Here is a 14,309-nt window from a genome sequence, read left to right as displayed (position 1 = left end):
CAAGGCCATGCGTCTTGCCTGCGCCTACCCAATTCTTGGTATGTTGTCAAAAAATATATGGTTTTATCATCCGACTCATCTTGAGTACCTCGGGTGAGTCATGCGCCGGTTTTCCAGAAGGTGGTTGTCTTCCTGCATGCTGTGCGTTTTGCTGTGCGCGTGTATGGTCGCGCCAGCGTTTGGCCAGCTGAAGAGCCCGCCGCTTCTTCTCGCCAATCTCTATCATCCCGGTATCGATCTCAATGATTATTGGGTCAGTGAAAAGTACGATGGCATGCGTGCCTATTGGGATGGCACGCAATTAAAGACACGCGGCGGCGAGACAATTCATGCCCCCCATTGGTTTGTATCGAACTGGCCGAAAGTGCCCATGGATGGTGAGTTGTGGGCCGGACGAGGCAATTTTGCTGCGGTAATCTCGACAGCGCGCATGCAGAAACCCGATAACCGCTCATGGCGCCAGTTGCGCTTCATGGTCTTCGATTTGCCCGCGCATGGCGGGCCGTTCAATGAACGTCTGCCTGCATTGCAGCACATCGTCGGTGCCATCAATGTGTCCTGGGTGCAGGCTGTGCGGCAGGAAAAAATGGCTAGTCACACCGCCTTGCGTGAAAAGCTGTTGGCGGTTGACCGTTCCGGTGGCGAGGGCGTGATGCTGCATCGGGGCAGTTCCTATTACAAGGCCGGGCGTAGCGACGATCTGCTCAAGATGAAACTGCACGACGATGCCGAGGCGCGTGTCCTTGCGCATTTGCCGGGCAAAGGAAAGCATGAAGGGCGACTTGGTGCCTTGCTGGTCGAGATGCCGAATGGCTTGCGTTTTCGGATAGGCACGGGCTTTAGCGATGCGCAACGTGCAGAGCCGCCAGATATCGGTGCATGGGTAACCTATCGTCACCAGGGTTTTCATGCGAGCGGCTTGCCGCGCTTTGCCAGCTTTTTGCGTATCCGTTCCGATATGTCTTCAGATGGAGTAGAGTCTCTGCATTCCTTGTCGTCAGCACAAGTCTCGCGTTGACTGTCGTTGACTACATAAGGCCGGATAAATCATCAGTCGGAGAGTACTCATGTTCCCTTGCAAGTTGTCCCATGCGGTGTGCGCTGCGTTGCTGGTTTCTGCTGCCTCGTTTGCGTCGGCATTATCGCTGTCCGATCTCAGTTCCAAGGACGCAACCAGTGGCGTCAAGGCGGCGCTGGAGAAGGGTGCGGATGTTGCGGTCAACAAGCTGGGTGTCGAAAACGGCTTTCTGAATAATGACAAGGTCCGGATCGGTTTGCCGGCCTCGCTCGACAAGGCCATGCCCATCTTGCGCATGATGGGGCAAAGCAAGAAAGTCGACGAGTTGCAGACATCGATGAACCACGCCGCAGAAGCTGCTGTGGCACAGGCCAAGCCCTTGCTGCTCAACGCGGTCAAATCGATGAGTGTGACGGATGCAAAGAATATTTTGACGGGTGGCGAAACCTCGGTGACGGAGTTCTTCCGCCAGAAAACGGCAACCCCGCTGAGCACGCAGTTTTTGCCCATCGTTAAAAAGATCACGGACAAAAATGGCTTGTCTGCCAAGTACAACACGCTGATGGGTAAAGCCAGTTCTTCCGGTCTGGTATCGAAGGACGAGGCGACGGTGGAAAATTACGTGACCCAGCGCGCGTTAGACGGTTTGTACAAGATCATTGGTGAAGAAGAAAAATCGATTCGCGCCGATCCGGTCGGGACAGGCAGCGCGATCCTTGGCAAGGTTTTTGGTGCTGTGAAGTAAGGATAGTTGCTGCTCGACAGAACGGCACTGCATGAGGAATGCAGTGCCGTTTTTTGTTGGTGTGCCGGGTGGCATGCCCATTTGCGTGCAGGGACTACTGCGGATCAAAACCCTTCAAGCACGATTTTTCCCTTGGCCTGATTGCTCTCGATCAATGCATGCGCGCGTTTCAGGTTTTTTGCATTGATGGTGCCGTAGTGTTCTGCCAGCGTGGTACGCAAGGTACCGAGATCAATCAGGCTGGCGACTTCATTCAGCAAGTCATGCTGTTTCTGCATATCCGGTGTTTCAAACATCGAGCGGGCAAACATGAATTCCCAGTGAAGCGATGCGCTTTTGCGTTTGAGCGGCATCGCATCCAGCGAGGCAGGATCGTCAATCAATGCCAGATGACCTTGCGGCGCGATCAGTTTGACGATCTCGTCGTAGTGCAGGTCGGTCTGGTTCAGACTGGCGACATACTTGACGTTCTCGAAACCGATTTTCCTGAGCTCTGCCGACAAGGGCTGGGTGTGATCGATAACGTGATGCGCGCCGAGTTTTTCGACCCATTCTCTGGTATTGCTACGCGAGGCGGTACCGATCACGGTCAGATTGGTCAGCTTGCGGGCCAGTTGTACGAGAATGGAGCCGACACCCCCTGCGGCACCAATGACCAGAATCGCATCCTTGCTGTCGGTTGGCACGTTGAGCCGATCGAAGAGCAATTCCCATGCGGTGATCGACGTCAGCGGCAAGGCAGCCGCCTGAGCAAAATCCAGTGACGAAGGCATAGAGCCCACGATACGCTCATCAACCAGATGCAATTCGCTGTTCGCACCCGGACGTGTAATTGATCCGGCGTAATAGACATGATCGCCAGCCTTGAAAAGTGTGACCTGGTCGCCGACGGCACGCACGACACCTGCTGCATCCCAGCCGATGACCTTGGTTTCGCCTGCCGGTGGAGTGGCGCTGGACCGCACCTTGACGTCAACCGGATTGACCGAGATTGCATGTACTTCAACCAGTAGATCGCGCGGGCCAGGTACCGGATCTGGCAGGGTGATATCCAGTAAGGACTGTGGATCATTGATTGGCAAGGGTTGGCGATAGGCGATGGCTTTCATGGTGTTTCCTTTTTTATGTGTATGCAGGATCGTGCTTTTTGTCGAGCGGGACGTCAGGAGATACTGAATTGTGCCCGGTTCTCCCGATTACGGTTTAGCGTGGATTGACTACGTGGGTATCGAGTTTCATATCGTGTTCGATCCAGTCGAACACCGATGTATGCGTTGGTTTCCAGCCCAGCTCCTTGCGTGCCTTGTCGGCGTTCACGCGGCTGTTGGAGCCAAATGAGTAGACCGCGTGGCCGAATCCCCATTCCTTGATGGCCTCTTCCACTGGCCAGGCTTGCGGTTCACCGAGATTCAGGCGGCGCGCAATTGCAGCAACGATGTCGGAATAGGAAGCCTCGCCGTTTTCGACAAAGTAGAACGACCCGGCTGGCGCATTTTTCAAGGCGAGCAGATAAAGCTCGGTGACGTCGGCAATATGGACGTTCGACCAGACGTTGAGACCTTTGCCAACGTAGCGTGCGACACCGCTCTTCTGTGCCTGTGCCACCAGAGGCGGTATCTGTACGCTGTTCGAGCTGGCACCCAGGCCGGTGCCATAAATCATGGTGTTGCACAGAATGACTGAGCGCACGCCGTGCTGAGCTGCATCGCGGATCAACTGATCGAGAGAAGCACGTGCGGCTTTTTCCGGCACCACTGCGACTGGCGTGTCTTCCGTATATATCTTGTCTGATTTCCATTCGCCGCGCGCATCGTCGCCGACGACACTGGAGCCGCTGGTGTGGATGAAGGCTTTGCCCGATCCCTCCAGTGCATGCAACATGGCTTCAACGGAAGGGCGGTGATCCGAGCTGGCAGCATTGATGACTGCGTCGGCAGCCTGTGCCTCACGTGCCAGGATATCGGCATCGTCCAGTGTGCCGATCACCGGGCTGATGCCGAGTTGGGCGATGCGATTTGCCTGTTCTTGCGTACGCACCAGTCCGCGAATCTGATAACCGGCTTTCATGAGTCGGTCGGCCACCGAACCGCCAATATAACCTGCTGCGCCTGTGATGAAGACGTTCATAGTCTATTCCTTTGTTTTGAATGAATGCCGTACTGACGTGCGGCGATGGAATTACTATGTCGCTTTTCATTCTTGTTAAAAATAGCGATATCATCAAAATATATTTGCTTTTGGAGCAACAATGGATCTCAGTTCGGATGATTTGAAGGTATTCGTCGCTGTTGTCGATAGCGGCACGCTCGGAGCCGCCGCAGCCAATCTGGGACAAACCACGTCGGCAATCAGTCGCGCCCTGGCACGGCTGGAAGAGAAACTGGCGACGTCCTTGCTGACACGGACGACGCGTCGCATGGAGTTGACGGAAGAGGGCGATTGGCTACTCGCCAAGGCGCGGGCGATTCTGGCAGCGTTGGACGAAGCGGAAGAATCGATTCGCATCCGGCGACAGCGACCAAGCGGTCGCTTGCGTATCGATGCTGCGTCACCTTTTATCCTGCACGTGATCGTGCCGCATGTTGCCGAGTTCCGCGCCCGCTACCCAGAGATCACATTGGAACTGACGAGCCATGATCAGATTGCCGACCTGCTGGAACATCGAACGGATATTGCAATCAGGGTTGGCGAGCTTGCCGATTCCACTTTGCATGCGCGCGCGTTGCGATCTGGTTGCATGTCGGTATTGGCCAGTCCTGCCTATCTGCAGCGACATGGCACGCCGCAAACGCCCGCCGATCTGCAAGCGCATCAGACACTTGGGTTTTTACAGTACGAAACGGGAAACAAATGGCCATTGCGACACGAAAACGGCGAATGGCTGACCATCAAGCCAGCCATGCTGGCATCGAGCGGAGAAACGTTACGTGCCTTGGCGCTTGAAGGACAAGGGATTGTGTGCCTGTCCGAATTCATGACGCGCAAGGATATTGATACCGGAAGACTGGTGTCGATTCTGGGAAATTATTACACCGGTTATCAGCGTCCTATCCAAGCGGTGTACTACCGCAACACACAGTTGTCGCGGCGCATCAGCTGTTTTCTCGATTTTCTGCAGGAAAAAATATAAATTCTTTTTTAATTCAAATAGATATGGAATTAAATTAATGTAATTTATCTTATAAATTGCATTCAAATTTCATTGTGAAACCAGTGCCAAGGCTCATGGATAAAGCCCAGGGTATTGTCCTTTGGATACGATAAGGTAAAGCCGAACCGGCCGGCATGCGTTTCGAGCCAGCGATAGGCAGCGGTATGTTCGAATTCCGGCTCGGTTGCCGTGCAGCCCGGCGTGTTGATGTCGAGCGCGCAGCCGCTGTGGTGTTCGCTATAACCGGGCGGTGCGCTGAGCGTCAGGATGGTTTCCATCGGCATGTTGCGATTCAGCTTGGCTTGAATAATGTCGATCTGTCGCTCAATCGTTCTGAATGAAGAAACGACTTCCAGCACGATGCCATCCTGTCTGGCGGCATCCTTCATGTCAGCCCATGCCTTGCTGGTTGCGGGCGTCATCAGGCATTCCCGTCCATCGGGCGCAAAATCACCGAGCACCAGCTCAGTCGCTTCCGGATAGAACGGTAATTTCTTGTCTGTGATCCAGGACATCGGGATCCCCAGGCGATGCAACTCCTGATGGATGCGTTCCTTGCAGGTATCGGATTGCTCAGTATTCATGCGGTTTTTGCCAGATTCGTCCAAAAAATGAGGGTTTCTTCATACCGTTTTATACGAAAACCTACGGGAAAACCCGTACTCCGCCGGTGAAGTTTGCTATTATGCCGCCTGCAAACAAGAGAGGTGGTTGTGAAATTCAAGATGGCAAAGAACTCGGTGTTTGCCCAGCTTTTGCGTGCCAACTGGTATGTAAGCGGCTTCATCGGTGCGTTCATGGGTTTGATTGGCGTGGTTTCCATGCCGCCGGGTTACCGACTGTTCGGTACCATCATGGGTATTCCGTTCATCATCATCAGTTTTATTCGCTTCAAGCAGCAGTGGGACGAGCCGGGCCCGATGCGCACTGAAGAGGTGCTGCAGGCAATGCGCAAGCTGAACTGGGAGCAGTTTTCGGCCGAAGTGGAAATGGCGCTGGTACGCGATGGCTACGTCGTAAAACGACTCAATACCCCGGATGCAGACTTCGAAATCAAGGCAGATGGTCGTACCGCACTGGTGAGCTGCAAGCGCTGGCGCGTCGTCAATACCGGTATCGAGCCCTTGAAGGAATTGCAGAAAGCGGTAGAAAAGCAGGGCGCGACTGAAGGTTTTTACATCACGGCAGGCGAATATACGCAAACCGCACTGAATTTTGCCGCCGAGAAGAAGATTCGTCTGATTAACGGCATGCCGCTGGTGAAGCTGTTGCGCGAGTTGCGCTATACCGAAACGGGCAAGGTCTGATCAGAACTTGTAACGATTTCCGAGGCTGGGTGCTCTGTCAGGAGCGCGCAGCAGTGGAGGAGGCAGAAGAGTCGGCATGAGCTGACCTGAAGCATGGAACCGGCGGGCCGAGTGGCTCGCCGGTTTTTTTACGCCTGTTCTGCCTGCTTTTGCCTTAGTCTGCCTTGTCGGCTTTTTCGGCCAGTGCCTTTTCAAGTTCAGCCATCTTGACGCGCGTGGCAGCATCATTGGCCTGACGTTCGGTGACATCCCGTGCAATCGCCAGCGCGCCCAGAATCGTGCCATTGGCATCGCGCACCATGTCAAAGCTCATGTCGATATAGATGCGGCTGCCATCTTTGTGCATGGAGCGTGTGGTCAGCACTTTGTTGACGTACTTCATTTGCCCGGTCGCAAGAGCGTGATTGAAACCCTTGTTGTGGGCATCGACCATGCGTTCCGGAATGATGATGTCGAGCGTGCCGCCGATCACGTCTTCCGCCTTGTGACCAAAAATGCGTTCCGCGCCGGCATTCCACACGCGTACAAGTCCATCGCGGTCGGCAAAAATGATGGCATCCGTGGCCTGATCGACAATGTTTTTGGCAAGCGCTGGATCGTAATCGGTGTGCATGGCTATCTCCCTGAATTGGCTGTGCGTGTTGGTTGGATTGGATTGTCTGTGATTCAGTTGCTCAGATGACGCTCGGCCATGGTGGTTTCGTAGAGGGCGGCGATCAGATCGCTTTGCGACAGAATCCCAACCAGTTGTCCTTTGGCATCGACGACCGGTACCTGATGCAGTTCCTGATTGGACATCAGTGGCACCAGATCGACGATCGACTGCGTTGCCTGTGCCGTGATGACTTCGCGGGTCATGATCTGTCCGACGACTTCCTGTTTTTCGGTGTGACTCAATTGCGAAGGGCGGATCAGATGCGCGATGCGCTGGCCGAGTCCTTCGTGGGTCTGTGCTTCCGCATGCGCCAGGTAATCCGCCTTGGTGATGATGCCGATGACGTGACGACCGCGGTCGATGACCGGTAGCGCGGTCAGATCATGACGCTGCAGTAGTTGCCATGCCTCAGCAAGAGGCGTGCCGAACTCGGCGGTGACGACATCCTTGGACATGATGGTGGCGCATGTGGTTTCGCCAACCTGGCGACGATACGCCTGCATTTCGGTCTGCAGCATGATGGCTTCCAGATCGCCGCGGCTGATATCAAGCACCTGATTGTAGCGTTTGAGCACTTCGTCCAGATCCTGTGCAGTGATGCCGGCGCGTTCGGTCGGCGCGGCATCAGTGGTTTCGTGCTTACGCGGCTGATCGGCGGCAGGCTGGGGACGATGCGGATAAGGGCGGCGTGTCGCGTTGTTGTAGAACAGGGCGGACAGCACCATTAGCACGGAATTCAGCAGAACCGGCGCAAGTACGAAGGTGTATCCCATGTCGTGGATGACCGGTCCGCCGAGAACTGCTGTCAAGGCGACTGCGCCACTTGGCGGGTGAATGCAGCGGAACCAGAACATGGCGCCAATCGAGAGGCCTGCCGCGACACCTGCCGCCAGCACGGGTGCATCAAGCAATTTGGCGCAGGTAATGCCAATGATCGCTGCCAGCAGATTGCCGCCAATGATCGACCATGGTTGTGCCAATGGGCTGGACGGCACTGCAAACAGCAGAACCGACGAAGCCCCCATCGGCGCAATCAGCCACGCCGTGCCGACGCCGTCGCCGAGAATCAGATATGTGACGGAACCGGTCAGAACCAGCCCGAACAAGGCACCCGCCGAACCGCGCATGCGTTCAAAGCGATCGACATAACCTTGGGTGGGGAGAAACGAGCGGAGCCAGTTGAGTACGGAGGGATGCATATTTTTCTTGAACAATATCAGTGCCTGCAAAAAGCAGGCAGGTGCCTTGGTATGTTCACAAGTTTATATATTATGCATTTTAAATGCTATTTAAAAAGATTTGTTGCAAGGATTCATCCTGGCGGATCAAACAACCCGGATGAGTAAATTCTTCGTACTGTTTAAAAGCATTCATCGCTGCGCTGTGTCGCCAAACGGCAAGAACACATAGAATGCCTGAACCAAAATCAAACGCCTGTTGAATCGTCATTCACGCGTACGGCAACGCCGGATGAGCCGAAGCCAAAACGGAGGAGACCTGATGCCCGTCATTACCTGTATTGAAGATTTGCGTGTCCTTGCCCAGAAACGCGTACCGCGCATGTTCTACGATTATGCCGACGCGGGCTCATGGACCGAATCGACCTATCGCGCCAATTGCAGTGATTTTGAGCCGATCAAGTTCCGCCAGCGTGTGGCGGTCAATATGGAAAACCGCAGCTTGCGGACCACCATGATTGGTCAAGAGGTACGTATGCCGGTCGCAATCGCACCAACCGGCTTTACCGGCATGCAGCATGCCGATGGCGAGATTCTGGCGGCGCGTGCAGCCGAAAAATTTGGCGTGCCCTTCACCTTATCCACCATGAGCATCTGCTCGATCGAGGATATCGCCGCCCATACCAGCAAACCGTTCTGGTTCCAGTTGTACATGATGAAGGATCGCGCCTTTATCGAGCGCCTGATCGCACGCGCCAAGGCCGCCAATTGTTCGGCACTGGTCTTGACGCTGGATTTGCAAGTGCTGGGGCAGCGCCACAAGGATCTGAAAAACGGCCTGTCGGCACCGCCCAAGCTGACGCTGCCGAATATTCTCGACATGATGACCAAGCCACGCTGGTGCATGGGCATGTTGCAGACGCCGCGACGCGGCTTTGGCAATATCGTGGGGCATGCAACCGAGGTTTCGGACTTGTCTTCGCTGTCTGCCTGGACTGCGCAGCAGTTCGATCCGGCCCTGTCATGGGCTGACGTGGAATGGATCAAGCAGCGCTGGGACGGCAAGCTCATCATCAAGGGCATCATGGATGCCGAAGATGCACGTCTGGCGGTTAATAGTGGTGCCGATGCCATCGTGGTTTCCAACCATGGTGGTCGCCAGCTCGACGGTGCGCTGTCCAGCATTGCGGCTTTGCCGGCGATTGTCGATGCAGTCGGCCGCGAGATCGAAGTACATATGGACAGCGGCATTCGCTCGGGGCAGGACGTCATCAAGGCGCTTGCCCTGGGTGCCAAGGGTGTCTACATCGGTCGTGCGTTTCTCTATGGGTTGGGTGCGATGGGGGAAGAGGGCGTCACCAAGACGCTCGACATCATTGAGCGCGAACTCGATCTGACCATGGCATTTTGTGGCCTGACCGATGTGCGCAAGGTAGACAAATCGATCCTGATTCCCGGCACCTGGCTGACGCCGCAAAGCGCGGTTTAAGTAGAGCGACGATGTCGGTGATGTTCTAGAATACTGTATTTATATACAGTATTTGGTGGATCATGGTCGATCAGGAAGAACAGCCGATTTTCATTCAGCCCGCGCCCGGTGCCCGCAAGGGCCGCGGCGCCGTCTCCAACCTGCAAGGCCGTTACGAATTGCAGGCACGCGAACGTTTCGACGATGGCTGGGACGAGCATGAGGAAGCCGGAGATGCTGCAGCGGATGCGCCGCGTCTGCGTACCCAGATCATTCACGAAACTGCACGCAGCATTCTGAGCCGCAATGCATCGCCGGATATTCCATTCGGCGTTTCGCTCAATCCTTATCGCGGCTGCGAGCATGGCTGCATTTACTGTTTTGCGCGGCCAACTCACAGCTATCTCGGACTGTCGCCGGGACTGGATTTCGAAACCCGCATTTACGCCAAGATCAATGCGGCCGAATTGTTGCGGCAGGAACTGGCGCGGCGCACTTATCAGCCCGAGCCGATTGCGCTGGGCGTCAATACCGATGCCTATCAGCCCGGCGAGCGGGCGTTGCGCCTGACACGCGGCGTGCTGGAAGTGTTGCGCGAGTGCGCGCATCCGGTCGGGTTGATCAGCAAGTCATCATTGATCGAACGCGATATCGATCTGCTGGCACCGATGGCCGAACGCAGCCTGGCCGCAACTGCCATCACCCTGACCACACTTGATCCTGTCATTGCCCGTACGCTCGAGCCGCGCGCCGCTTCGCCCGAACGACGATTGCGCACGATTCGCACGCTGGCTGCTGCCGGCATTCCGGTCAGTGTCAGCATCGCGCCGGTGATTCCGTTTGTGACCGAACCGGATCTCGAGCGCATCGTGGCCGCGGCTTTCGATGCCGGTGCAACGAGCGCGCATTACATCGTGCTGCGTCTGCCGTGGGAAGTCAGCCCCCTGTTTCGGGAGTGGTTGCAGGCGCACTTTCCGGACCGTGCGCAACGCGTGATGAACCGCATTCAGGAAATGCGTGGCGGCAAGGACTATGACAGCGCCTTTGGCAATCGCATGCGCGGTGAAGGGATTTGGGCTGACCTCATCAGGCAGCGATTCGAAAAGGCCGTCGCACGTTATGGCAGGCGAGGCAGCAATCGATTCAAGGGGCTGGATAGCAGCCAGTTCCGGCGCCCGGTGATCGTGCCCGCAGGCAGAACGAGCCCCCGTCATCTTGCGAAAAATGACGGCCAGCTCGATCTGTTCTGATACCGCTTAGAGAAACATGCCGCCGGATGCCTCGATGCGCTGCGCATTGATCCAGCGGTTGTCTTCCGACAGTAGCGAGGCGATGACGCCGCCGATATCGTCCGGCAGACCGACGCGGCCCAATGCGGTTTGTGCGGCAACAAAGTCATTCAATTGCTGATTGTCCCGCACGGCACCACCACCAAAATCGGTTTCGATCGCGCCCGGCGCAACGGTATTGACCGCAATCCCGCGCGCACCGAGCTCCTTCGCCATATAGCGTGTCAACACTTCAATCCCACCTTTCATCGTGGCGTATGCCGCGTAGCCGGGCAGGGCGAAGCGCGCCAGACCGCTGGAGATATTGATGATGCGGCCGCCGTCGGCAATCAGCGGCAGCAATTTTTGCGTCAGAAAGTACGGACCTTTCAGGTGAATGTTCACCAGATGATCGAAGTCTTCTTCCGTGGTGTCGGCAAAGCTGGCGTGGATGCCGATTCCGGCATTGTTGACCAGCGCATTCAATTGTTCTCGCTGCCAGGTCTGTTGCAGCGCTGTGCGCACGTTGTCAGCGAACTCCGCGAAGCTGGCAGCATTGCCGACGTCGAGTTGCAAGGCGACGGCTTTACGTCCCAGGGAGTGAATTTCCTGCACGGTCTGTTCTGCCTGCTCGCGTGCGCTTTGGTAGGTCAGGATGATGTCCGTACCTTTGCGAGCCAGATGCAGGGCAGCGTTCTTGCCGAGGCCGCGGCTACCGCCGGTGATGAGTGCGATGTTGGTCATGCTGTTCTCCTGTAGATGGGTTGATGAATCAAGAATGCGATGAAGGGCAGTGTATGACTGGTTATTGGATAGATAAATTGGATAAAAATAGTTAGACTGTTCATAAATAACGAACAATTGCTGACAAATGAATAAACTCGAAGCGATGCAGGTATTTCAGCGGGTGGCGGAGCTGGCGAGCTTTACACGGGCTGCGGAGAGTCTGGGTTTGCCCAAGGCCAGCGTCTCGACGTCCGTACAGCAACTGGAAAGCCTGCTCGGAACGCGTCTGTTGCACCGAACGACACGAAAAGTGCAACTGACGCAGGATGGCATCGCCTTTTATGCGCGTTGTCGCGATCTGTTGTCGGACGTCGAAGAGCTGGAAACGCTTTTTGCCCACACACCGGGGGCGCTGCATGGGCGATTGCGTGTCGATATGCCGACTGGTGTTGCCAAGAATCTGGTGATTCCACAGTTACCGGCGTTTCTGGAACAGCATCCGGGAATCGAAATTGAATTGAGCAGTACGGACCGGCGTGTCGATCTGGTTCAGGAAGGTTTCGATTGCGTGCTGCGCATCGGGACGCTGAGCGATTCGGGCTTGATTGCGCGTTCGCTGGGGGAATTCGATATGGTCAACTGTGTCAGCCCTGCTTATGTGGCGCGTTACGGCATGCCCATGCATCTCGATGATCTGGATGCGCATGTGATGGTTGGCTACGCGACCACGTTGGGTACCAAGCCATATCCCTTTGAGTATCTTGATACAACGGCCGGTTCAGGCGTGTACGCCTGGCGCATGCTGAAAGCCAATGTGACGGTCAACAATGCCGAGTCGTACAGCAATGCCTGTCTGGCCGGACTCGGTATCATCCAGGTGCCGCGGGTGAGTGCACGGGAGCAATTGCTGGACGGCTCGTTTATCGAAGTGCTTCCTGCGTTGATGGCACGTCCGATGCCGATCTCCCTGCTGTATCCCAATCGTCGTCATTTACCCAAGCGGGTCCAGGTCTTCATGGACTGGTTGAGTGAATTGATGCAGACATATCGATAACGATGTGCAGTGCATTTTGAATTTCGTCGTTCCCGATTCTTTCGCTGACATCGCTGTAGCGGCCTGACGGCTGAAAGGCGATTTTTCCACGTCCGGCAACATTTCCATTTATATCGTAATATGACGATATTAAATTTTATATTTCCCGATATTTGATTCGGAATTGTTCGTTTTGTCTGAAGCCATGACCAAACCATCCATTGATATTGATGCCATTCACAAGGCGCTGGCCAATCCCGTGCGTCGTCAGATTCTTGCCTGGCTCAAGGATCCGGAAGTGAATTTTCCTGAACAGGAGCATCCGCTCGACTTTGGCGTGTGCTGCGGTCAGATCGACAAACGCAGCGGCTTGTCGCAATCGACGATATCCGCGCATTTGTCGACGCTGCAGGCGGCTGAACTGATTACGCCGCGCCGCGTCGGGCAGTGGGTTTTCTTCAAACGCAATGAAGAGACCATCGCCGCCTTCCTTGAATCCATTCACGGCGATCTGTAAGACCTGCCTTTCTTCCTCGAAAGTTTTTCATGCCTTTAGCTCTTCTCGTTCTTGCGCTTAGCGCTTTCGCCATCGGCACCACCGAATTTGTCATCATGGGTTTGCTGCCCGATGTTGCGCGCAGCTTGTCTGTTTCCATTCCGAGTGCGGGGTGGCTGATCAGCGGTTATGCGCTTGGTGTGGCGATCGGTGCGCCGATCATGGCGGTGGCGACGGCATCCTTGCCGCGCAAGCGCGCCTTGCTGATTCTGATGAGCATCTTCATCGTCGGTAATGTGCTTTGCGCCATTGCGGACAGCTATGGCTTCCTGATGGTGGCGCGTGTGATTACCTCGCTGTGCCACGGCGCTTTCTTTGGTATCGGGTCGGTGGTTGCAGCCAGTCTGGTGCCGGAAAATCGCAAGGCATCCGCAGTTGCGCTGATGTTTACCGGTTTGACGCTGGCCAATGTGCTGGGTGTACCGCTTGGCACGGCATTGGGCCACCTGGCTGGCTGGCAAATGCCGTTCTGGGGTGTGGCGATTCTGGGGGTGTTGTCGCTGGCCGGTTTGTGGGTGGTCATGCCGAGGCAGGCGGTGGAAGAGAAAACTGATCTGCGCGCGGAAATCGGTCAGTTGCGTAGCGCAGGTCTGTGGGTCGCCTTGTCGATGACGGTTCTGTTTTCGGCTGCAACCTTTGCCTTGTTCACGTATGTGGCACCGTTGCTGGAAGAAGTCACACATTTGCCGCCGCAAGGTGTGACGTGGTCCTTATTCCTGATCGGGCTGGGTTTGACGGTCGGCAATTACATTGGCGGTCGTCTGGCTGACTGGCGGCTTGGTACCGCACTGACCGGCATTTTCATCGCACTGGCAGTGAGCAGCGCCATTGTGCGCTGGACCAGCCCGCATTTGATTCCAATGGAAATCAATCTGTTCCTGTGGGCGCTGGCCAGTTTTGCTGCGGTGCCGGGTCTGCAGATCAATGTCATGACGTTTGGCAAGGGTGCGCCGAATCTGGTGGCGACTCTGAACATCGGTGCGTTCAACGTCGGTAATGCGCTAGGCGCATGGGCCGGCGGCATGGCGATCGATGCCGGATATGGTTTGCAGGCCGTCCCCCTGGTGGGCGCGGGCTTGGGAGTGGCTGCGATGCTGGCGACACGCCTGTGCATGCGGCTGGCGGCAAAAGAAAGCAAACAGGCAGACGCTGTTGCAGTCTGCGGTTGAGCGAAGTTGACTGAAACGATTTCCTGACTGATTAA

Annotated in this window: 16 protein-coding genes; 9 read left to right on the top strand and 7 right to left on the bottom strand. The window is 55.7% G+C overall.

The window, feature by feature from the left end; all coding sequences use genetic code 11:
* Positions 1-136 precede the first annotated feature (136 nt).
* Both IEV29_RS04100 and IEV29_RS04095 read left to right on the top strand, forming a co-directional pair.
* The gene (locus IEV29_RS04100) at positions 137-1,018 is read left to right on the top strand and encodes a DNA ligase (RefSeq protein ID WP_188379978.1); all 882 of its coding nucleotides are present in this window, start codon (positions 137-139) and stop codon (positions 1,016-1,018) included.
* A gap of 49 nt (positions 1,019-1,067) precedes the next feature.
* A complete protein-coding gene (locus IEV29_RS04095) occupies positions 1,068-1,763 on the top strand; it encodes a DUF4197 domain-containing protein (protein WP_188379977.1) in 696 nt (231 codons plus the stop codon).
* Between the two features lie 104 nt (positions 1,764-1,867).
* Here IEV29_RS04095 and IEV29_RS04090 read toward each other — a convergent pair whose 3' ends face one another.
* Entirely contained in the window at positions 1,868-2,872 is a 1,005-nt protein-coding gene (locus IEV29_RS04090; protein WP_188379976.1) for a zinc-binding alcohol dehydrogenase family protein, read from the bottom strand.
* 94 nt (positions 2,873-2,966) lie between these two features.
* Positions 2,967-3,890, bottom strand: a complete 924-nt coding sequence (locus IEV29_RS04085; RefSeq protein ID WP_188379975.1) for an NAD-dependent epimerase/dehydratase family protein — start codon at positions 3,888-3,890, stop codon at positions 2,967-2,969.
* Between the two features lie 121 nt (positions 3,891-4,011).
* On the opposite strand from IEV29_RS04085, the gene IEV29_RS04080 reads away from it, so the two are divergent.
* The gene (locus IEV29_RS04080) at positions 4,012-4,893 is read left to right on the top strand and encodes a LysR family transcriptional regulator (protein WP_188379974.1); all 882 of its coding nucleotides are present in this window, start codon (positions 4,012-4,014) and stop codon (positions 4,891-4,893) included.
* A gap of 62 nt (positions 4,894-4,955) precedes the next feature.
* On the opposite strand, the gene IEV29_RS04075 is transcribed toward IEV29_RS04080, so the two are convergent.
* On the bottom strand, positions 4,956-5,498 hold the full coding sequence (locus IEV29_RS04075) for a M15 family metallopeptidase (protein WP_188379973.1): 543 nt from the start codon (positions 5,496-5,498) through the stop codon (positions 4,956-4,958).
* A gap of 129 nt (positions 5,499-5,627) precedes the next feature.
* Between IEV29_RS04075 and IEV29_RS04070 the strand changes: the two genes are divergently transcribed.
* Positions 5,628-6,221, top strand: a complete 594-nt coding sequence (locus IEV29_RS04070) for a restriction endonuclease (protein ID WP_229726216.1) — start codon at positions 5,628-5,630, stop codon at positions 6,219-6,221.
* A 154-nt stretch (positions 6,222-6,375) separates the two neighbouring features.
* Here the strand turns inward: IEV29_RS04070 and IEV29_RS04065 are convergent, their stop codons facing one another.
* The 3 genes from IEV29_RS04065 to IEV29_RS04055 all read right to left on the bottom strand — a co-directional run bounded on the left by IEV29_RS04065 (position 6,376) and on the right by IEV29_RS04055 (position 8,325).
* Complete coding sequence (locus IEV29_RS04065) at positions 6,376-6,834, bottom strand: PAS domain-containing protein (protein WP_188379972.1); 459 nt, start codon at positions 6,832-6,834, stop codon at positions 6,376-6,378.
* A 53-nt stretch (positions 6,835-6,887) separates the two neighbouring features.
* The gene (locus IEV29_RS04060; RefSeq protein WP_188379971.1) at positions 6,888-8,075 is read right to left on the bottom strand and encodes an HPP family protein; all 1,188 of its coding nucleotides are present in this window, start codon (positions 8,073-8,075) and stop codon (positions 6,888-6,890) included.
* 79 nt (positions 8,076-8,154) lie between these two features.
* A complete protein-coding gene (locus IEV29_RS04055; RefSeq protein ID WP_188379970.1) occupies positions 8,155-8,325 on the bottom strand; it encodes a hypothetical protein in 171 nt (56 codons plus the stop codon).
* Between the two features lie 51 nt (positions 8,326-8,376).
* On the opposite strand from IEV29_RS04055, the gene IEV29_RS04050 reads away from it, so the two are divergent.
* Positions 8,377-9,543, top strand: a complete 1,167-nt coding sequence (locus tag IEV29_RS04050) for an alpha-hydroxy acid oxidase (protein ID WP_188379969.1) — start codon at positions 8,377-8,379, stop codon at positions 9,541-9,543.
* 62 nt (positions 9,544-9,605) lie between these two features.
* A complete protein-coding gene (locus IEV29_RS04045) occupies positions 9,606-10,772 on the top strand; it encodes a PA0069 family radical SAM protein (protein WP_188379968.1) in 1,167 nt (388 codons plus the stop codon).
* Between the two features lie 6 nt (positions 10,773-10,778).
* Here the strand turns inward: IEV29_RS04045 and IEV29_RS04040 are convergent, their stop codons facing one another.
* Entirely contained in the window at positions 10,779-11,534 is a 756-nt protein-coding gene (locus tag IEV29_RS04040; protein ID WP_188379967.1) for an SDR family NAD(P)-dependent oxidoreductase, read from the bottom strand.
* Between the two features lie 127 nt (positions 11,535-11,661).
* On the opposite strand from IEV29_RS04040, the gene IEV29_RS04035 reads away from it, so the two are divergent.
* From IEV29_RS04035 to IEV29_RS04025, 3 genes are all read left to right on the top strand, one after another.
* Complete coding sequence (locus tag IEV29_RS04035) at positions 11,662-12,570, top strand: LysR family transcriptional regulator (protein ID WP_188379966.1); 909 nt, start codon at positions 11,662-11,664, stop codon at positions 12,568-12,570.
* A gap of 184 nt (positions 12,571-12,754) precedes the next feature.
* On the top strand, positions 12,755-13,066 hold the full coding sequence (locus IEV29_RS04030) for an ArsR/SmtB family transcription factor (protein WP_194428270.1): 312 nt from the start codon (positions 12,755-12,757) through the stop codon (positions 13,064-13,066).
* Positions 13,067-13,095: 29 nt separating this feature from the next.
* Positions 13,096-14,274 (top strand): MFS transporter, encoded by a 1,179-nt coding sequence (locus tag IEV29_RS04025; RefSeq protein ID WP_188379965.1) that lies wholly within the window; start codon positions 13,096-13,098, stop codon positions 14,272-14,274.
* The last annotated feature ends 35 nt before the right edge of the window (positions 14,275-14,309 follow it).

This window comes from Oxalicibacterium faecigallinarum (assembly GCF_014635705.1).
Classification (GTDB): Bacteria; Pseudomonadota; Gammaproteobacteria; order Burkholderiales; family Burkholderiaceae_D; genus Oxalicibacterium; species Oxalicibacterium faecigallinarum.
Note: the sequence above shows the minus strand (reverse complement) of the source record. Positions and strands in the feature narration are given on the sequence as shown.